The organism is Gracilibacillus alcaliphilus, from assembly GCF_016909015.1.
Taxonomy (GTDB): domain Bacteria; phylum Bacillota; class Bacilli; order Bacillales; family Amphibacillaceae; genus Gracilibacillus; species Gracilibacillus alcaliphilus.
In genome coordinates, this window is the sequence record NZ_JAFBFA010000026.1 from 19,228 (window position 1) to 40,224 (window position 20,997).

At 40.2% G+C, this 20,997-nt stretch carries 16 protein-coding genes and 1 tRNA gene; 4 read left to right on the top strand and 13 right to left on the bottom strand.

Annotated features, from left to right (window positions below; genetic code table 11):
• Nucleotide 1: 1 nt before the first annotated feature.
• The 11 genes from rsgA to JOD18_RS16750 form a co-directional block, all read right to left on the bottom strand.
• Nucleotides 2-883, bottom strand: coding sequence for a ribosome small subunit-dependent GTPase A (gene rsgA / locus JOD18_RS16700; protein ID WP_204670257.1), 882 nt, complete (start codon nucleotides 881-883; stop codon nucleotides 2-4).
• Nucleotides 884-2,875 carry a Stk1 family PASTA domain-containing Ser/Thr kinase gene (pknB, locus tag JOD18_RS16705; protein WP_204670258.1) on the bottom strand — a complete coding sequence of 664 codons (1,992 nt, stop codon included), beginning with the start codon at nucleotides 2,873-2,875 and terminating at the stop codon, nucleotides 884-886.
• The gene (locus tag JOD18_RS16710; RefSeq protein WP_204670259.1) at nucleotides 2,869-3,624 is read right to left on the bottom strand and encodes a Stp1/IreP family PP2C-type Ser/Thr phosphatase; all 756 of its coding nucleotides are present in this window, start codon (nucleotides 3,622-3,624) and stop codon (nucleotides 2,869-2,871) included. The genes pknB and JOD18_RS16710 overlap by 7 nt, the downstream gene beginning before the upstream one ends.
• A gap of 17 nt (nucleotides 3,625-3,641) precedes the next feature.
• Nucleotides 3,642-4,994, bottom strand: coding sequence for a 16S rRNA (cytosine(967)-C(5))-methyltransferase RsmB (rsmB, locus tag JOD18_RS16715; protein ID WP_204670260.1), 1,353 nt, complete (start codon nucleotides 4,992-4,994; stop codon nucleotides 3,642-3,644).
• Nucleotides 4,987-5,928, bottom strand: coding sequence for a methionyl-tRNA formyltransferase (fmt, locus tag JOD18_RS16720; protein ID WP_204670261.1), 942 nt, complete (start codon nucleotides 5,926-5,928; stop codon nucleotides 4,987-4,989). The genes rsmB and fmt overlap by 8 nt, the downstream gene beginning before the upstream one ends.
• Before the next feature lie 12 nt (nucleotides 5,929-5,940).
• Complete coding sequence (gene priA, locus JOD18_RS16725; protein WP_204670262.1) at nucleotides 5,941-8,349, bottom strand: primosomal protein N'; 2,409 nt, start codon at nucleotides 8,347-8,349, stop codon at nucleotides 5,941-5,943.
• Nucleotides 8,350-8,351: 2 nt separating this feature from the next.
• A complete protein-coding gene (gene coaBC / locus JOD18_RS16730) occupies nucleotides 8,352-9,551 on the bottom strand; it encodes a bifunctional phosphopantothenoylcysteine decarboxylase/phosphopantothenate--cysteine ligase CoaBC (RefSeq protein ID WP_204670263.1) in 1,200 nt (399 codons plus the stop codon).
• Nucleotides 9,552-9,675: 124 nt separating this feature from the next.
• The gene (gene rpoZ, locus JOD18_RS16735; RefSeq protein ID WP_204670264.1) at nucleotides 9,676-9,894 is read right to left on the bottom strand and encodes a DNA-directed RNA polymerase subunit omega; all 219 of its coding nucleotides are present in this window, start codon (nucleotides 9,892-9,894) and stop codon (nucleotides 9,676-9,678) included.
• Nucleotides 9,891-10,514: a guanylate kinase gene (gmk, locus tag JOD18_RS16740; RefSeq protein ID WP_204670265.1), complete on the bottom strand. Its 624-nt coding sequence runs from the start codon at nucleotides 10,512-10,514 to the stop codon at nucleotides 9,891-9,893. Before gmk ends, rpoZ begins: the two co-directional genes overlap by 4 nt.
• Before the next feature lie 268 nt (nucleotides 10,515-10,782).
• Nucleotides 10,783-11,043, bottom strand: coding sequence for an extracellular matrix/biofilm regulator RemA (remA, locus tag JOD18_RS16745; protein WP_204670266.1), 261 nt, complete (start codon nucleotides 11,041-11,043; stop codon nucleotides 10,783-10,785).
• 160 nt (nucleotides 11,044-11,203) lie between these two features.
• Complete coding sequence (locus JOD18_RS16750; protein WP_239588182.1) at nucleotides 11,204-12,073, bottom strand: YicC/YloC family endoribonuclease; 870 nt, start codon at nucleotides 12,071-12,073, stop codon at nucleotides 11,204-11,206.
• A gap of 140 nt (nucleotides 12,074-12,213) precedes the next feature.
• Here JOD18_RS16750 and JOD18_RS16755 point away from each other — a divergent pair, with 140 nt between their 5' ends.
• Nucleotides 12,214-13,923: an Rqc2 family fibronectin-binding protein gene (locus tag JOD18_RS16755; protein ID WP_204670268.1), complete on the top strand. Its 1,710-nt coding sequence runs from the start codon at nucleotides 12,214-12,216 to the stop codon at nucleotides 13,921-13,923.
• 782 nt (nucleotides 13,924-14,705) lie between these two features.
• Here the strand turns inward: JOD18_RS16755 and JOD18_RS16765 are convergent.
• A tRNA-Val gene (locus JOD18_RS16765) sits at nucleotides 14,706-14,778 on the bottom strand.
• 548 nt (nucleotides 14,779-15,326) lie between these two features.
• On the opposite strand from JOD18_RS16765, the gene JOD18_RS16770 reads away from it, so the two are divergent.
• Nucleotides 15,327-15,620 (top strand): DUF378 domain-containing protein, encoded by a 294-nt coding sequence (locus JOD18_RS16770; protein ID WP_204670269.1) that lies wholly within the window; start codon nucleotides 15,327-15,329, stop codon nucleotides 15,618-15,620.
• A gap of 173 nt (nucleotides 15,621-15,793) precedes the next feature.
• Here JOD18_RS16770 and JOD18_RS16775 read toward each other — a convergent pair whose 3' ends face one another.
• Complete coding sequence (locus JOD18_RS16775; RefSeq protein WP_204670270.1) at nucleotides 15,794-17,029, bottom strand: Bcr/CflA family efflux MFS transporter; 1,236 nt, start codon at nucleotides 17,027-17,029, stop codon at nucleotides 15,794-15,796.
• Between the two features lie 370 nt (nucleotides 17,030-17,399).
• Between JOD18_RS16775 and JOD18_RS16780 the strand changes: the two genes are divergently transcribed.
• Nucleotides 17,400-19,124, top strand: coding sequence for an ABC transporter ATP-binding protein (locus JOD18_RS16780; protein ID WP_204670271.1), 1,725 nt, complete (start codon nucleotides 17,400-17,402; stop codon nucleotides 19,122-19,124).
• On the top strand, nucleotides 19,114-20,919 hold the full coding sequence (locus JOD18_RS16785; RefSeq protein WP_204670272.1) for an ABC transporter ATP-binding protein: 1,806 nt from the start codon (nucleotides 19,114-19,116) through the stop codon (nucleotides 20,917-20,919). Before JOD18_RS16780 ends, JOD18_RS16785 begins: the two co-directional genes overlap by 11 nt.
• The last annotated feature ends 78 nt before the right edge of the window (nucleotides 20,920-20,997 follow it).

Here is a 20,997-nt window from a genome sequence, read left to right on the forward strand (position 1 = left end):
ACTAATACCTCGGCTTTCTATTCTGTATTTCTTCTACAAACTGCAGATAATGTTGATATCTTTGTTCGGGAATCTGCTGCTGTTCTACTGCGCCTTTCACGGCACACTTCGGTTCACGTACGTGTAAACACCCCCTGAACTTACATTGATCTTGTATCTCGACAAAATCAGGGAAACATCCAGGTAAGTCCTCCAATTCTATATCACTAAAGTCAAGCGAGCTAAAACCTGGTGTATCCGCGACAAGGCCCTGGTGGAATGGTATCAATTCTACATGTCGAGTCGTGTGCTTTCCCCTTCCTAAACTCTCGGAAATTACATTTGTTTCCAAGTCCAGATCAGGAATCATTTTATTGAGCAACGATGTCTTTCCTACCCCTGATTGGCCAGCAAAAACAGAAACTCGATCTCGAAGAAAAGGAGCTACTTGCTGCTCCAATTCTTCATCTTGGGTGGACAAGAATTGCACCTCATATCCTATCTTTTGATAATAGCCCAATTCTTCTTTTAATTGTTGTGTTTTCTGTTCTCCCAGTAAGTCCATCTTCGTAAAAAATAATAAAGGGGTTATCGCTTTAGCTTCTACCAAAACTAGAAACTTGTCTAACAGATGCAGGCTGACCTCTGGTTCTTTGACAGACGTTACGATAATTGCTTGATCTACATTGGCAACAGGCGGACGCACTAACTCATTATCACGTGTGTCGATGGCTAATATATAACCTTCCTCAGCGTTCTCATATTCAAACTCTACATGATCACCAACTAACGGTGTAATTTTCTTCTGCCTAAATACACCTCTGCCTCGACATTGGACAACACCGCCCTCGTACTGTACATAATAGAAACCGCTGAGTGCTTTAATAATCTTGCCTTTTGGCATCTACTCACCCTCTACATCCTCGTATGTTAGTGTTCTTTCAACGATGACCTCGCCATCACGTTCAATTCGATAAGAACCTTCTTCGTCTGGGGCAATGACCAGTTCAATCGAAAATGTTGTTTCTTCCGTAATTTGTTCTGGGTCTTGATAAGGCTCCGAACCATCGTGATCCATATCCTCTACAAAAATACTAACTTCTTGCGGGATAGGCTCATCTGTTTCTTCATCCATTTCCCCTGTGTACGGAATTGTAAAATTCACCGTATGTGTAACAGGAGACTGCGGTTCAGGTCCTAAGGAAACCACTAGTTCTACTTCTGTACCTTTTTCTATCTGTTGATTGGAGGCTGGGCTTTGTTCGATCACATGTCCTTCCTCTACATCTTCATTATATTCTTCGTCTACCTTGGCAACTAACTCATTATCGTCCAAATAAGTTTGTGCCTCATCAAGCGGCAAACCTATCAAACGATTTAAGCTAATTTTCTCAGGCCCCTTACTAACCTCAAAGATAACATTGGTCTCTCGCGGCACAACCTCTTGGCCAGGGGAAGGCTGAATTTGACTAATAATTTCTCCTTCCGGCTGATCTGAAAACTCCTCATAATTACGCACATTGAAGTCTTCCGCTTCCAGCAGTTCCTTGACTTGTTCATAATCTCTGCCTACATAATCATCAAATTCAACTGTCTGAGGTCCTTGACTGACAAAGACCTTAATATCCTGTCCTTCTTTTATCACTTCGTCTGCTGCTGGACTCGTTCTAATAACATTATTCTCTTCTATTTCTTCATCTGTTTCGTCTTGTTTCACCACATTTAACTTCAGATTGGTTAGTTGTTCATGCACTACGTCATAAGGTTCACCTGTTACATCTGGAATCGTGACATCCTTGGGCTGAAACAACTCTGGTAAGACAAATAAGGCCAACAGAATCGCACCAAATAAAATCACAAATAGACTGGTTACCCAGATAAAAGTCTTTTTCCTTCGTTTTTTCTTAGGCTTTTCTGTATTAACTGCCTCTACCTTCTGGGTATCTTGTTTTATTGCCATTGTTTTATCATCATTCATCTGATCTTCTTGGACTTGGTTTTCCTTGATAATTGGTATAGCCTTTGTAATTGTATCTTCTGATACAGGCGGTTCATATCTTGGCTCATTCAGACGATCAGGATCAAGCGAGTGTGCTAAGTCATCTTCCATTTCGATCACAGAAGCATATCTATGCAAAGGGTCCTTTGCCATAGCCTTCAGGACAATGTTTTCTACCGATTGCGGAATCCTTGGATTCAACTCTCTTACAGACGGTGTGTCTGACTGTAAATGTTTGAGCGCGATCGATACCGGTGATTGACCGAAAAACGGTAATTTACCAGTTAATAATTCAAACAATACAATACCTAAAGAATATATATCAGATTTCTTATTCGCCTTGCCTCCGCGAGCCTGTTCTGGCGATAGATAATGCACAGATCCCATCACTGAATTAGTTTGGGTCAAGGCCGTAGCACTTAAGGCCACCGCTATACCGAAATCAGTCACCTTCACCTGTCCATAGGCGTCAATTAGGATATTTTGCGGTTTAATATCACGGTGAACCAATTCGTTTGCATGTGCATGAGCAATTGCAGAGGTAATCTGTGTCATAATATCTATTACCTCTTCTACTTCAATTGGTGCATGTAATTGTATGTATTGCTTGAGTGTCATCCCATCTACATATTCCATCACCATATAATAGATTTGGTCTTCCTCACCCACATCAAAGATATTGACGATATTAGGGTGTGAAAGACTGGTTGCCGCTTGAGCTTCGCGGTGAAATCGGGTAATAAACTCTTGATCATTGGCATACTCCAGTTTGAGTACTTTAATCGCTACTTGACGTTCTAAGATAGTGTCGTTGCCTAAGTATACGTTCGCCATACCTCCGCCGCCAATTAATTTAATAATCTCGTAGCGCTCATTAAGTAACTTACCTTCTAACATGACGGTTCACCAACTTCACCTTCTGCGTCATTCTTCACAATAGCTAGTGTGATGTTATCTTCGCCACCCCGATCATTAGCTAATTGCACCAGCTTTTCACTTACTTCTTCATCTGGTGTATTCATTACAATTTCATGCATCTCTTCGTCCGATACCTTATTAGATAAACCATCAGAACAAAGAAGCAGTGTTTCATCTTCCTGCCAAGTTATATGGTAAATATCTGGCTCAATTTCAGATTCTGTCCCTAGTGCTTTTAATATAATATTTCGTTTCGGGTGAACCTGGGCATCCTCTTCTGACAACTGACCTGTGCGGACAAGCTCTCCTACTAAGGAATGATCATCTGTTACCTGCTTATACTCGGAAGGATTCATCAGGTAAGCCCTGCTGTCTCCCACATGACCAATAATGAGCGTCTCTTTTAAACAAATAGCCGCTACAATCGTCGTTCCCATTCCTTGATAAGCATGATTTGCTTGGGATTGATCATATATGAGATGGTTCACTTTTTGGATAGTGGTTTTCAGCCAGTCCTTTAAAGAATCTACTTCCAGCTGATTAGTCAGCTCGCTCCAATAATCCCCAAGATTATTAACGGCTAACTTACTTGCCACATCACCTGCCTGATGACCGCCCATTCCATCGGCAACAATAGCTAATACGACATTGTCATTCGCAAAAATGTTCACCGCATCCTCATTTAATTCTCTTACTTTTCCTTTATCTGTTTGGAACCAACACTCCATCTTTCACACCTCTTTCTTTAGCGGTCTGCCCTTACTAGGCGAGTGATAAAGAATCCATCACTATTTAAATCTTGAGGAAATATTTGCAAACCATATGCCGTTCTTCCTGAACTTCGCTGCAAGAACTCAGGCAATTCCATAAAAAATGCCGGATCAACCTGATAATTTTCGTGCTGTTGCAGAAAGGCTTGAATAACCTGTTCATTTTCCTCTTTATCGACCGTACACGTACTGTATATAAGTTTGCCGCCCTTTTTCAACAGCGGTTCCACTTGTTCCAGTATCTCACCTTGAATTCTAGCTAATTGTATCACATCTTGTTCGGTTTTATGATAGCGAATATCAGGTTTGCTTCTTAGTACACCTAAGCCGGAACATGGTGCATCAATCAGAATGCGGTCAAAGGTCTCTGCTTGATGCAGTGTTTGTAACATTCTGGCGTCTGAGGCATTAGTCTGAATAGACGTTAACCCAAGTAATTCTGCCTTCTGCTGGACAAGTCTTACCTTTTTTTGATGAAGATCATAGGCATAGATCACACCTTGATCAATCATTTTCTCTGCTATATGAGTAGCCTTACCGCCAGGTGCACTGCAAGCATCTAAAATCGTCATTTCTGGTGACAGGTCCATTAATTCTGCTACCAGCATTGAACTTTCATCTTGTATAGTAAAAAGGCCTTCTGCCAATCCTTTTTGCTTTAATACATTCCCTTTATTGACAATGATTCCTTGTGGAGAAACAACGGATGGCTCTACGGTTAATCCGTCAGCTTGAAGGCGGATCATTAACTCTTCACGTGCTATTCGTAATGGCTGCACACGTATAGATATCTGTTTATGCGTCATATTGATCTGGCACATCTTTTCGGTAATAGTGCGGCCATATTGCTGAAGCCATCGTTGCACCAGCCATTCTGGGTGACTGGTCTCTACACTGATTCGCTTCCCTTCCTCACTGATTTTCTGATAGTCAGGAAAACCTTGACGTTGAGCAGAACGAAGGACACCATTAACAAAATTAGCGATTCCTTTATGCCCTTTGTACTTAGCAATTTCAACAGCTTGATGAATAGCCGCATGATCAGGTACCCGATCCAAATACTTCATTTGGTAAAAAGTCAGCCAAATCAGCCATTTCACCCAGCGGTCTACCTTCTTTTTGGCTGGTACAAAATGATCTAAATCATAGGACAAGGTTAGTTTCCGCTGCAAGGTGCCATACACTAATTCTGTCAGCAAGGCACTGTCTCTCGATTCTAATCGATGTTTTTTCAATAATTGATCAATGAGCAAGTGACTGTAACCTCCTTGGTCACCAATCCGTACTAAAACATCTAAAGCTAATTGCCTTACATTATAATCACTCATTACCCAATATCTCTCCCACGCGCATATTACTGCCTATCCCACGGTAAAAATCAGCTGCTGCCATCTTCTTCTTACCTGCCGGCTGTATTTCTTTCAATACAATCGCTTGTTGATCCCCTACAGCGACCTCAATACCTTCCTCATTAACAGTTAAGACTGTACCAGGAGCTTGATCGGCTGTATGTTCTGACCGCTCTGCCCGATATACCTTCAGTACGTTCCCTTGCCATGTTGTAAACGAAACAGGCCATGGGTGTAGTCCTCTGATTTGGTTATAGACTTGCTGTTGTGATCGGTGCCAATTAATTTTTTCCTGTTCACGCTTAATATTTGGAGCAAATGTTGCCTCTGCGTCATCTTGTGCCACACGATTAGCTTCACCAGCAAAAATCACCGGCAGGGTCTCTGCCAGTAAATCGGCACCGACAACTGCTAATTTGTCATGAAGGGAGCCTACATCATCCTGATCGGCAATATCGATTGCCTGCTGGCTAATTATATCTCCGGCGTCCAGTTTCTCCGCCATATACATGATCGTAATACCTGTTTGTTTATGCCCTTCCAAGATCGCATAGTGGATTGGTGCGCCGCCTCTAAGTTTAGGTAAGAGAGAGGCGTGAACATTAATACATCCCAATACTGGAATTTCTAACAGTCCTTTAGGAAGCAACTGGCCGAATGCTGCTGTAATAATAAGATCTGGCTGTCGATCTTGTATCTCTTGATAATTATCTTTGATTTTTTCTGGTTGGAAGACAGGAATCTGATGTGCTTCCGCAGCTACTTTAACTGGTGGCGGTGTTAATATTCTCTTTCTGCCTTTGGGTCTGTCTGGCTGTGTAACGACTAAATCCACATGGTAGCCTTCTGCAATAACGCGCTCTAGCACTGGTACAGCAAAATCAGGCGTGCCCATAAATATTACTTTTTTCATTTTATTGCTCCTTTACATGAATGAGTACGGTTCAAAGTCAACCTGAATAGTAAGGTTATCTCGGTGTACCTCTTCATTATAATGTTGCTGGATTTTTCGAATGATATCTCTTTGATTTGGTTCATCCTTATATTTTACCATGCACTGATAACGATATCTATTATTTATACGAACCATTGGAGAAGGAGTTGGCCCTAAGACTCTGGCATCTGGTGATAAATGCTTAAATAACAGCTTACAAATCGTGCGAGTCACCTCTTCTGCCTTGAATGCATTGGCATGTGTGACCGTGATCAATGTCAGATAATAATAAGGCGGATAACCAAAGCTACGCCTCATTTCCATTTCCTGTGAAAAGAACTGTTGATAATTATATTGGCTCGCATACTCGATGCTGTAATGTTCCGGTGTATATGTCTGAATGACTACTTCACCAGGCAATTTGTGTCTGCCTGCCCGACCGCTTACTTGGGTAAGCAGCTGAAAAGTTTTTTCAGAGGAACGAAAATCTGGCAAATGCAGCATCGTATCAATGGCTAGTACACCTACTAAGGTCACATTGGCAAAGTCCAAACCTTTGGCAATCATTTGTGTACCTAATAAAATTTGTGCCTTTCCCTGGCCAAATTGTTCTAACAAACGTTTATGGGAACCTTTCCGACGGGTGGTATCCACATCCATACGGATAACTGTTGCTTCAGGGATATGTTCTTTCAATGACTCCTCTACCTTCTGTGTACCTGTACCAAAATAGCGGATCGTGTTGCTGCCGCACGATGTACACTCTTTAACCATTGGCACCTGATAATCACAATAGTGACACTTCAACTGGTGGGAACTCTTATGATAGGTTAAGGCAATATCACAGTTCGGACACTTCATCACTTCCCCACATTCCCGACACATCACAAAAGTAGAATAGCCTCTGCGGTTAAGAAATAAAACAACTTGTTCCCCTCGGTCTATTCGTGTTTGAATAGCTTCCAGCAGCCTTCGCGAAAACATGGAGCGATTTCCTGCATGCAGTTCATCACGCATATCGACAACCTCCACTGGAGGCATCTCCGTATTGTTCATTCGGTCTGGCATATTCAGCAAATGGTAGACACCCTTTTTAGCTCGTGCATATGATTCCAGCATAGGGGTAGCACTGCCTAATACAATAGGACAATGGTGAAAAGTACCTCGCCATTTGGCTATCTCTCGTGCATGGTAACGAGGTTGTTCATCCTGTTTATAACTGGTTTCGTGTTCTTCATCAATTATAATAATGCCTATGTTTTCAAAAGGGGCAAAGATAGCAGACCTTGCACCAACTACTACCTTCACCTCTTTCTTATGAATCTTCGTCCATTCATCAAATTTCTCACCAGGTGATAAGGCGCTATGTAAGACAGCAACCTGTGAACCAAATCTTCCTTTAAAGCGCTGGACCATTTGCGGGGTCAATGAAATCTCAGGGACTAACACAATTGCCTCTTGTCCCTGCTCAATCACCTTGGCAATCGCTTGTAGATAGACTTCTGTCTTCCCGCTCCCTGTCACCCCGTGTAACAGAAACACCTCGTTTTCTGCTTGATCGATGGCCTGATGGATTGGATCCAACGCCTCTTGCTGTTGTTTGCTGAGAGGTAATGGCTCTGTTCGCTGAAAATGTTCGGCTTGAAAAGGATCTCTGTAGACCTTTTTCTCTACTGTTTTTAGAAGGTCTTTCTTAATTAATTGATTTACGGTGGAGGATGTTGTTTGCAACTTTTTAAACAATTCCTGTTTTTCGATCGGTTCCGGATATTGGATAAAATATTCGATAATCTCTTTTTGTTTCTTTGCCCGTGCAGAGATATCCTCTATTGCTTCTTCTAATATCAACAGGTCTTTATTTGGTGCAACGAAAGTTTTTGTTTTATTTGTCTCTTTCGATTTGACAATGTAATTTATGTGAAGATGACCTTGATTTACTTCCTCGAGTAATTGCTTATGATCACCATTTCGTTCGATAAATTCTTGGTAGTCTATCACCGCTCGTCCAGCAAATAGCTGCTGGAATGCCGGTGATAGATCTACCTCTGTTAATGCTTCAATTTCTTTTTTGTAACTGGCTTTCAGCACTTGCGGCAACATGGCTTGAAAGGTTTGAATATAGAAACTAGTCGTCTGTTCACTAATCCACTTGCCCAGTTCTAACAATTCTTCTGTTAAAATAGGGTGAATATCTAACACTTCATCAATGTCCTTCAGCTTGTCCCACTCAGATTGAGAAACAACATCCAGCACAAACCCCATCACCTTACGAGGTCCAAATGGCACCGACACACGCATTCCCTTCTCCACAATATCTTCTAATGGCGGAGGGATTAGGTAATCAAAAGTATGATTGGTCTGATTGGTGGGGACATCTACGATTACTTGCGCAATCAACATATTTAACCCTTCCTTATTTGATCATCAATTAGTCCAATGACTTGTTCAGCAATTTCTAGTTTACTCGCTTGCTTAATTGCTTGTTCTGTTCCATCTTTGGTCATAAAAATAACCTCATTTTGATCAGAATCAAAACCAATATCACGACGGCTGACATCATTTAAAACAATCGCATCTAAATGTTTACGCTCTAGCTTATCTTTTCCATAATTCTTAATATCTTGTGTTTCAGCAGCAAATCCCACCAGGAACTGTTGTTGTTTGTGCTCCCCAAGATATTGGAGGATATCCACATTACGTTCCATCTCAACTGACCATTCCTGCTTCTGTTTTTTCATCTTCTGATCCAGAACCGCTTTTGGTCGATAGTCTGCTACCGCTGCCGTTTTAATCACGAGATCCATCTCAGCAAATCGCTCGGTAACTTCTGCAAACATTTCCTGTGCTGTCGTTACCGGAATATGTTCTACCAAAGGCGGGACAGTTAAATGGGTAGGTCCAGAGACTAAATAAACTTCAGCCCCTTGTTCAGCCGCTTTTTGTGCTAAGGCATAACCCATTTTTCCAGAAGAATAATTGGTGAAATAACGAACTGGATCGATCGGTTCCCTTGTCGGGCCTGCCGTAACAAGTACCTTTTTACCAGCCCACTTATTAGAACGATTGTTATCCTTCTCTAATACACGTACGATTTGCTCTGGTTCTTCTAATCTGCCTTTGCCAACATAACCGCAAGCCAAATAGCCGTCACCTGGCTCAATAAAACGATAACCCCAAGCTGCTAAAGCCGTCATATTTTGAATCACTGCTGGATGCTGATACATATGAACATTCATAGCTGGGGCGACATAGATATCTGCCTCTGTTGCTAATAAAGTGGTTGTCAGCATATCATCTGCGATACCATTAGCCAGTTTTCCCAGCAGGTTAGCCGTGGCAGGAGCCAATACCACTAGATCAGCCCAATCGGCCAAATCAATATGAGCAATTTTTGCCGGATCCTTTTCATCAAAGGTATCGGTATAAACAGGATTTCTTGAGATGGCTTGAAACGTCAATGGTGTCACAAACTCAGCCGCATGATCGGTCATGATAACCTTGACCTCTGCACCTGCCTGTGTCAGTTTACTTGTCAGTGCTACGGCTTTGTAAACGGCAATCCCGCCAGATACACCTAAAAGTATCTTTTTTCCTTTTAGCATTTCCACTACCTCCTTCAAGCTGATAGAAGAAACCCTCGCAAGCCTAAGCAATGCGAGGGAAGATTCTTTTATCACTGTACAAGCCATTTTTGAGAGCATACTGCCCTTGGCTTATGATCATTCCTTATTCATTAACAAGCTGCTCTTGATCTGGATCAACTGTCAGCTTCTCATCCAAAATCTCTTCCAAGGCAAGCCCTACATATGTTGCCGCTTTTGGTGATTCTACTAAATGGGAATCATTCACTTGAATCTGACGGGCACGTCGGGCAGCCAATGTCACTAACGTATATTTGGAATTAATACGAGTTTGTAACTTATCGATGGATGGTTCTAAAATCATTTATCATCTACCTCCAATAATACTTTATTATATTGTTTTGCTACTCTTTCTCGTTTGCAATGTTCGCTTTGAACAATAGCCTGGACCTTTTTCACTGCAGTGTCGACATTGTCATTTACGACTACGTAATCATAATAATCCATCATTTCGATTTCGTTACGCGCTTCAATCAAGCGATTCGTAATCAGATCCTCTGTTTCTGTGCCTCGGTCTACAATGCGATTCTTTAACTCTTCCAGGCTTGGCGGTATTAAGAAAATAAACACACCTTGAGGAAAATTCTTCTTTACTTGCATGGCTCCTTGCACTTCAATTTCCAGAAATACATCATGACCTTGCTCTATCGTTTCCTCCACATATTCCCGTGGTGTCCCATAATAGTTGCCGACATATTCAGCATACTCTAACATTTTTCCCTGCTGAATCATTTCCTCAAATTGTTCTCTTGTGCGGTAGAAGTAATCTATACCTTCTTTTTCTCCTGCCCGCATAGCTCTGGTCGTCATGGAAATGGAGTATTTCAAATTAGTATCCTGTTCAAATAAAGCCTTCCTTACTGTGCCTTTCCCTACTCCAGATGGACCGGAAAGTATAAATAATATTCCCTTCTCTTCTATCAACATATTTCCTCCTAATTGGTGCGTGTTCAAAAGGTTCGATAAAAATGACCATCATCGGTTAAGTTCGCAACGTCCTGTTGCAACACCGATACTAGCACATCGTGTGCGTCGAAAGTTCAAGGCAGCGCCAGTTTGAGTAACGGACTTGCGCAGGCTGTGTTGACTTCTGCGTTACCCACAAGATGCGGGTAATCTTAGTTGAGGTTCCTCTATCGCCAACTCCGACATTCGCCGTGTCATTTTTATTGGGCTTTTTGAACATCCTCTATTAATCTTCGTTGATTTCTTCGTGACTAAGCACTCGCTGTCCTACTGTTTCCGGCTGCACAGCCGATAATACAACATGATCACTATCCGTAATAATAACCGCCCTTGTTCTTCTGCCATATGTAGCATCTACTAGTTTATTATTGTCCCTTGCAACCGTAATAATACGTTTAATTGGTGCTGACTCTGGTGAAACAATAGAAATTACTCTATTAGCGGATACCACATTTCCAAAACCGATATTGATTAATTTCAAGTTCACTTCAAGTTCCCCCTTATAATATTTAGAAAAGCAAAAGCGACTGTCTTTAAAAACAGAAGCAATATAAAGAAAAACTTGACTTATCATTGCCTAAGATAGTTAAAGTTATGTTTTTCCCTTTGCCTTTGTTCTCTGCCAATTGTCCGATTTAGAACAATCATTATTCAATATTTTGAATTTGCTCTTTGATTTTTTCTGTTTCGCTTTTCAAGTACACAATTTGTTCACTGATCCAAGGATCATTTGACTTGGAACCGATCGTGTTTAATTCACGATTTAGTTCTTGCACAATAAAATCTAATTTTCTGCCAATTGGTTTTCTTTCTTTGACGATCTCTTGGAATTGATCTAAATGACTCCCTATTCGCGTGATTTCTTCCGTAACATCACCCTTTTCTGCTAAAAGGGCGACTTCTGTAAGCATTCTTGTTTCATCGTAAACAGGCGTATGTTCAAGATATTGCTTGATACGGCTCATTATTCGCTCTTGGTATTCTATTATAACAATTTTTCGCCGTTCACCCAACAATTTTATTTTTTCTTCCATCTTTTTCACACGCTCCTGTATGTCTTTCGCTAATACATCCCCTTCCTTTTGCCGCATATCGTGGAGCTGATTTACGGCAGACTCTAACACATGTACTACCTTGGATTCTACACTCGAATAGTCTGCTTCTTGTTCTTGCAGTTGAAAAACATCTGGAAAACCAGCCAACAGCTCTATCGTGATGTCACCTGTTAATCGGTACGTGCTCTGTAATTTCTCCAGCTGTTCCATATATTGCTTCGCCAAGTCCCAGTTCGTCTCTACTATTTGCGGACTAACACTTGCCCCTGAGATATGCAATGAAACAGACACTTTGCCGCGTTTGACATGCTGCTGTACGATCTGCTTTAATTGATTTTCAATCGGGAAGAGAAAAGAAGGCATTTGAAAAGTAATGTCCAGATAGCGGTGATTAACTGCCTTGACCTCTACTTGTATAGTCAATCCTTCAGAGCGATACTCTTCCCTGCCAAACCCTGTCATGCTCAACATCTCTCTATCACATCCATCATCAATAGTAATCCATATATATCCTACCAAAGGTAAACAAGTAAATACAAATAATTCTTTGCAAGCCGTCTCTGTTTAGATAATATGCTATAATGATAAATTGAGGTGATAACATGGTATTTGACGGTGTAGTAACGCGAGCCATTACACATGAATTGCAGGAAGAATTAACGTCTGCACGTGTGTTAAAAATATATCAGCCAACCGATACAGAGTTACTGTTTACGGTCAGGCAATATGGAAAGAATAAACAATTATTAATTAGTGCTCATTCCAGTTATGCAAGAATTCATTTAACAGCAGACAGTTATCACAATCCATCTGAACCATCGATGTATTGTATGATGCTGCGTAAATACTTAAATGGCAGTTTTATTGAATCAGTAGAACAAATAGAAAATGAGCGGATTATTCACATTCATTTTCAAACAAAGAATGAAATCGGCGATAAGAGCCTGAAGACATTAGTCATTGAGATAATGGGGAAACATAGTAATATCATTTTATTAGATCATGAAAAACAGGTAATTCTTGATAGTATTAAACATGTGTCACATGCCCAGAACAGGCATCGTTCGATTTTGCCGGGGAGCACTTATGTCCAGCCTCCAACTCAAGATAAAATCAATCCATTGACTGCAGAGGGAGATACGTTTATTCGTAAATTAGACTTTAATGCTGGAAAGCTTGATAAACAGATTGTTAGCACCTATATGGGTGTCTCTACCGTTCTTGCTCAAGAAATTGTTTCGTTGGCCAACTTAGGCAGTGCCGAAGCCTATAAACAGGCATTTCTTGATGTACAGCAACAAATTATCGAACATCATTATCAACCTTATATTTCCCAAGGGAAGAAGGAATTTTTCTATGTCTTACCCTTATTAAACAAAACCGGGGAGATAACTGCTTTCGAAACGATCAGCGCCATGTTAGACAGCTTTTATTCTGGCAAAGCTGAACGAGATCGTGTCAAACAGAAAGCCGGGGACTTGTCTCGCTTTTTAACAAATGAACTGAAAAAGAATCAACGCAAGTTAGTAAAATTAGATCAAACACTTGAAGAAGCCGCACATGCGGATAATTACCAGCTTGAAGGAGAATTATTAACGGCTCATATGCATTTGGTCAAAAAAGGAGACAAAGAGGTGGAGGTCATTGACTATTATGATCCGGAACAAAAACCGCGAATCATTAAGTTAAATGAACATAAATCTCCCAGTGAAAACGCCCAAGCCCTTTTTAAACGATATCAAAAACTGAAAAAATCCAAGCAAATGGTGGAAGAAGAGAAACAAAAAACGTATAAAGAGATTGCTTATTTAGAGGAGATTATCGAACAGATTGAGTCGGCACGTGAACAAGATATTGAGGAAATTAGGGAAGAACTTCAGGAACAAGGCTATTTAAAGAGAAAATCATCCAACCTGAAACAAAAGAAAAAAACTGTCAAGCCGACTCCAGAAAGCTATCTATCTTCTGACGGCACCGAAATTTTGGTTGGGAAAAATAATAAACAGAATGAATATTTAACTAACCGTTTGGCACGAAAAGATGAGGTATGGCTGCATACAAAAGATATCCCAGGCTCCCATGTCGTTATTAGATCCACTAATCCTAGTGAAGACACCTTACAAGAGGCAGCTCAGCTGGCGGCAAATTTCAGTAAATCTAAACACTCTTCCTCTGTCCCTGTTGATTATACGTTAATCCGGCATGTGAAGAAACCAAATGGTGCAAAGCCAGGATTTGTCACATATGATAATCAGAAAACATTGTTTGTCACACCTGATGCTGGTTTTATTGCGCAGTTGAAAAAGAAATAACGCTAAACTGTCTGCAGTGGCGTTCTTACAGACGTTATAGCTTTGAGACACTTGAAAAGCAATAGAGGTGCGCTACCTTGTTCGTTATATCGCCGAATAAGTTAACAGCTATAAACCCTCTTCTCTGTTGAGGAGGTGAATTACGGCTGGCATTATGCTCATAGAACAAAAGAAACAGATTGTTCAGCATCATAATTGTTCCGTTTCTAATTTAATATCGCAAAGGTACTGGTGCACAATGGACACTACATGGTGCACCAATCTTTTTCTTGACGCCACACAAAAGCAGATGACATATGGTTGAAAAAGTGTAACGACGAGAGCTCCATTTCTGTTCCCCCCTCTAAGAAGGCTATTCGATCTCTTCAGGCACCATGGAATGGGCTTTTGATCAGATGCCGGGGTTATCTTATCTTTTCAAGCCTTAAGGAGCTGGCTTTTGATCGAATGCAGGAGCATAACAGCAAAGGCAGTAAACTGCTTAGACATCGAGGCGATCGAGAAACATGAACTTATAGCATTTTTGATTCCAAACTCGATACTTGAATATTTGTACACGCTTTCAAAATGTACTTTTTCTTCTTTTATGACTTGAATAACCCCGTAAAAGTCACACAACTCCAAATATTAATTAATATATGTACCTAATTTTGAATCCATCGCCTGCATTATCACTTCTCACATATGAAAAAATTTTTTAAAACGAAAAGAGACACATTAATAATTGTAATGTGCCTCAGAGCAATTAGAGAGGAAGTCTCTCTATGAACTGCTTTTATAAATGATTCCGATTGGACTCGAACCAACGACTTCTACCCTGTCAAGGTAGCGCTCTCCCAGCTGAGCTACGGAATCATGATGGGAGTAAATAATTGTTTGAATAGTCCTTATTCAACTTGTTTTATTATACAATAAGTAGCTATAGAGAAGCAAGAGACAACATAGTGGCCAATAAGAAATATTTTTTGTGGTCACTATTTATTTTATATATCATTTCTCAACCCACTTGTCCTTGTTTTTTCCCTTTTATTATCTGATGTGCCGATAAAACTTAATAAATCTTAACCGACCAAAGGTTTGTCACTAAATCGAGGAATAATATGTAGGTGACAATGAATAGATGCTGACCTGCCGCGGCTTCTGAGTTCCAAGCGATATTATATCCATCAGGTTGATATTTTTCATTTAGATAACCCTTAACCTTTTCCAATAGTTCAAATGTGTCTTACCATTCCTCTTCCGTAAATTCAAATACATTTTCACGATGTTGTTTTTGGGATAATTTTATAGCGATCTGGTCATTGACATTTAGTAATTTTATTAACCTAATCTGGAGTGTATAACTAAGCAAAATAAACGAATAATAAGGGTGGTCATTATTCTAAAAAAAGGAGGCGATTTTAATGAATACAATACAACGTATTGCTTTAGTATTATTAATTATCGGTGGACTAAACTGGGCATTAATTGGATTATTTCAATTTGATTTAGTTGCATCCATATTTGGAGGTCAAGATTCGATACTATCCCGAATCATCTATACATTGGTAGGGATCAGTGCTTTATGTTGCTTGCCTTTATTGTTTGTTACAGATAAAGATGAAAGAGAAATTATAAGAGGAAAAAACTTAGACTACTCGACTGAGTTCGCGAAAGAAAATGACCCTACTGAATTTACCAACAATAAAGAGAAGTGATCCATTATTTTAAATCATTGAGTCAACTTAGATAATGTTAAAGCCCCCACAAGTGTGAGGGCTTTAATCATTAAGTATGCTTCTTTACATGTTTTGAATGCGCATTTACTATTTTTCCCCAAATTCAAATCCTGCCAAAATTGCTGATTGTATTCGGGTTCTAAACTGATTAATTATACTTCTGTTTCTGTCTCTACTCTTTCTTGTTTCGATGGCTTTGTTAAAGTAAAAAAGGCAATAAAACCAACAAGTGAGGTGGTAAATAATGCTGCTCCCATTGGAATAGCCGTAGTTTCGTCTAAACCGACGATCGGTGCAATAATCGAGCCCATCAACATTGGTGACATCCCCAGTATGGCGCTGGCACTTCCGGCATTATTAGCTTGATCCTTCATGGCTAAAGAAAAGGAACTTGTTAAGACAAGCCCAATTGTAAACATATGAATAAAGATGGGCAGTACGATCATAAATAATGGACCTTCGATAATGGTCATAATTAATAAAATCGTATTGGCACTTAAAGACACAATCACGCCTGTACGTAATAAGGTTCTTTCGGATATGTAGTCACTTAATTTTCCGACTAGAAAATTCCCGGAAATAATAGCTAAACCATTTACACCAAATAATAAACTGAATATTTGTGGTGACACATTATATAAGTTTTGATAGACAAATGGTGTTCCGGCAACATAGGCAAAAGTCCCGCCTTGGACAAAACAAACCACTATGGCATAGCCGATAAAACTCTTATCCAACAATAAGGAACCCATCGTTTTGAGCGTCCCGACAATCGAAGCAGGCTGGCGTCTGGAAACAGGCAATGACTCCTCTAACTTAAACCATACCAAAGCTACTAGAAAAATACCAAACAGGCACAAAAATAAAAAGATTGTATGCCATGTTGCAAATGGCATAAGCAATACCGCTCCTCCACTAATAGGTGCCACCATTGGAGCTACCGCATTGATAACCATCAATAAGGCAAAGAATTGGGTTAACTCCCGACCGGAAAATTTATCCCTTACCATTGCCCTTGATAGCACGATTCCGGCTGCACCAAAGAATCCTTGCAGAAACCTGGCAATAATCAGTACGATAATATTAGGTGCGACAGCACAAATCAATGAAGCCACTGCAAATAATGCTAAACCGATAAGTAATGGTTTTCTTCGTCCCATGGAATCACTAATAGGGCCAATCACTAATTGTCCTACTGCTAATCCTATTAAACAAGCAGTTAGGCTTAACTGAACCAAAGAAGCACGTGCAGAAAAATCATCTGCAATCATTGGAAAACTAGGAAGATACATATCAATATTAAACGGGCCGATCATTCCTAATAAAGCAAGTAATAGCGCTAATCCAATTCTCTTCTTCCCGGTTAACGATTTCGTTTTCGCTGACATCTCGATCACCTTCCCAACAATTCTATTATACGGGAAGATGACCATGGAAGTATAGCTATTAAACTCAGCATTTATACTGCAAAACTTAGAACCGGATTAACCGCTGACTCGCAGCATGGTAACCATACACTCCACGTCCATCATCGTTTTTTAGCCAGCTACACTCCTTTTTTCTTTATTTATTTCGATAAACGAAATAATAATACTGGATTCCCCACTCCCTTTCGACTTATAATAAAATAAAAGTGCTTACATACAATTTAGAGAATACTCGGTCTATTATCGAAGCTTCATTTTACTTCTATACTCATCATTTTTATTTTCCATATAAGGTAAAAATTTTTCAAACAGGATGGTAGGTGGATAGTCTTTGCGTAATGTATTAACTTATTTAAAAGCTTATAAACTTCCCGCAGGGGTAGCTTTTTCCCTTATGTTAATCGAATTATCAGTGGAATTATCATTACCATTATTTCTTGGATTAATAATTAACCAAGGGGTAGTTCAACAAGATATGGGAAATATTATCTTCTGGGGCAGTCTCATGATAGGATTAGCCCTGCTTTCGTTTATAGCAGGTATCCTGAATTCCTTCTTCTCTTCTCATGTCAGTTTTGGTTTCGGTTACGATATCAGACAAGGATTATTCAAAAAGATTCAACAATTCTCTTTTGCTGACCTTAGCCAATATCCAACATCCACATTGGTGACTCGGTTTACCAATGATATCCGGCAGATTCAAAATATGATATTTATGGGACTGCGGATTATGGCAAAGGCTCCGTTAATTGTATTAGGCGGGGTTATCATGGCCTTTATTGTCAATGCACGCCTGGCGTCTATTTTTCTGATCACCGTTCCTTTATTGATACTTTTTCTCTTATGGGTGCTGAAAGTGACAAGCAAGCTGTTTCGAAGAGTTCAAGAAAAGATTGACGGGGTCAACCGTGTCATGCAAGAAAATCTTGCTGGCATGCGGCTTATAAAGGCCTTTTCACGAAAAGATTTTGAAGAGGCACGATTCGATCAAGCCAATACAACACTTGCCAATACGACAAAGAAGACATTTCGTATCGTGGAATCTACTGGCCCTATCTTATTATTAGTGATGAATGTAAGCTTAATCTTTATTATTTGGTTCGGGAATGCCCAAACTATAGCTGGGCAAGCCAATGTTGGCGAGGTCGTCACGATGGTAAACTATGCCTTGCGTGTCTCAATGTCGATTTCGATGTTTTCCTTTATCATTATGGCTATCTCCCATACAAAGGCATCTATCGGCCGTATCGAGGAAGTATTTTCTCTTGAGCAAGAACCTGCTTCCGCTGCAACCGGACGTTCTCTGTCAATGAAAGGAAAGATCCGCTACGAGCATGTAGATTTTCGTTATCCTAACATGGAAACAGAGACACTGAAAAATATTCATTTTACTGTTTTACCAGGCGAACGACTTGCGATTATTGGGGCAACTGGGTCAGGAAAAACATCCTTGTTTCAATTAATACCAAGGCTCTATCAGCCATCTAAAGGGACGATTTATTTAGATGATGTCCCAATTGATAACTATCCTGCCAAGGAATTACGAGATCAGATTGGATATGTACCACAATCGCCATTATTATTTACGGGATCCATTTACGATAATATCGCCTTTGGAAAAAGGGATGCTACGATGAAAGAAGTCATCCAAGCGGCCAAGGACGCACAAATTCATGAAACGATTGAGCAATTAGAGCAGGGCTATCAAACCCGTGTCGGGCAAAAAGGGGTCAATCTGTCTGGAGGACAAAAACAGCGGATTTCTATTGCCCGAGCCTTGGTTCGCAAACCAAAAATTTTGATGTTAGACGACAGTACCAGTGCACTTGACTTGGCAACGGAAGCCAAACTCTTACAAGCCTTGGAAGGTTATCAATGTACTGTATTTATTATTACGCAAAAAATTTCAACCATGAAAAAATCAGATAATATCCTCTTATTAGATCAAGGAAGGATTTTAGATCTTGGTACACACGAGCAATTGTTAGAACAATCCGAACTGTATCAGGCAATTGCCATATCACAAGCAGAAAAGGAGGTTGAACATGCGAAATAATTCATTAAAAGCCGCCTTTCAGTATGAGCGGGTCGACTTGACCAACGTCGATGCCAATCAAAGGAAAAAGGCCAAAAATATGAAGGCTACTTTATTTAGAATGTGGCGCTACCTCGCCTTGCAGAAGGGCCTTTTAACATTGGTAATTATTATGGTACTTATCAGCTCGATTTTTGCCCTACTAGGTCCTTATTTAGTAGGTACTGCCATTGATGATTTTATTGTGACTCAACAAGTAACAGGATTAGTTCCTCTGTTACTAGGCTTAATAGCTGTTTATGCTGTTCAATCAGCTGCACTGTTTCTGCAAAACTTTTGGATGGTTGATATTGCTCAAAACACGGTACACACTCTAAGGCGGCAGCTTTTTGAACAATTTCATCGATTGCCGATTTCTTATTTTGATAAGCGCCAGCATGGAGAACTAATGAGCCGGCTGACTAACGATATCGACAATATCAATAACACCTTAAACCAGTCTGTTATTCAAATATTCTCCAGTGTATTAACATTGGCGGGAACGGTTGTAGTGATGCTGTATCTAAGCCCAATCCTGACTGTCGTAGCGATGTCGATTATCCCGGTAATGTATATAGCAATGCGCTGGATTACCAATCGGACAGGGCCATTGTATAAACTGCAACAACAGCATCTGGGTGAAGTCAATGGTTATGTGGAGGAAATTGTCTCAGGTCAGCATGTCGTTAAAACATACTCACAAGAAGACTATGTCGTTAGTGAATTCGAAAAACGCAATAAGGAGTTACAAAATACCGGCTTCTGGGCTCAGAATATTTCCGGATTTATTCCTAAAGTGATGAATATGCTTAATTTTCTCAGTTTTGGTTTGATTGCATTGGTTGGCGGTCTGCTTGTGATTACTTCTGATACCGCCCTTGTCACGGTAGGAACCATTGTCATCTTTACTGAATATGCGCGACAGTTTACCCGGCCATTGAATGAATTATCAAACCAATTCAATTTATTATTATCTGCGATCGCTGGCGGGGAGCGGGTTTTTCAAGTAATGGATGAGAGCCAGGAAGACTTAGATGAGGCAGAAGCGCATGAAATTACAGATACAAAAGGACATGTTGTATTTAATAACGTTTCGTTTGGCTATGGCTCACAAGAGACCTTATCCGGTATTTCCTTTGAAGCAAAGCCAGGTGAAACCGTAGCATTGGTAGGACATACCGGAGCTGGCAAGACAACCATTGTTAATTTAATTTCCCGTTTTTACAACTATGATAGTGGTTCGATTACATTGGATGGTCAAGATATTAAAATGATTAAGCGTCCCAGCCTGCGAAAACAAATGGCATTTGTCCTGCAAGATGCCTTTCTCTTTCACGGGACGATTCGGGAAAATATTCGTTATGGAAAGCTAGATGCAACAGACCAGCAGGTAGAACAAGCTGCTCAGAATGCGAATGCCCATGACTTTATCTTACGGCTGCCAAATGGTTATGACACTATATTAGATCAAGACGGCAGCGGGATAAGTCAAGGACAGAAACAATTATTAACGATTGCTCGTGCCTTGTTAGCTGAACCGAAAATATTAATACTAGACGAGGCTACCAGTAATATTGATACCGTCACTGAATTACGTATACAAGAAGCATTAAAACGACTGATGCAAGGCAGAACCAGTTTTGTTATTGCCCATCGCTTAAATACAATTCGTGAGGCAGATAAAATCATTATGTTAGAAAACGGAAAAATCATTGAACAAGGCAGTCATGAAAATCTGATGCATAAGAAAGGAAATTATTATCAATTACATCAATAGTAGTGGTTGCTCAAACAATCCAATTTCGGCCGCTTGCAAACTCTTTCTGGCCAGTCATGGGAGAGGTTAATGACCAAT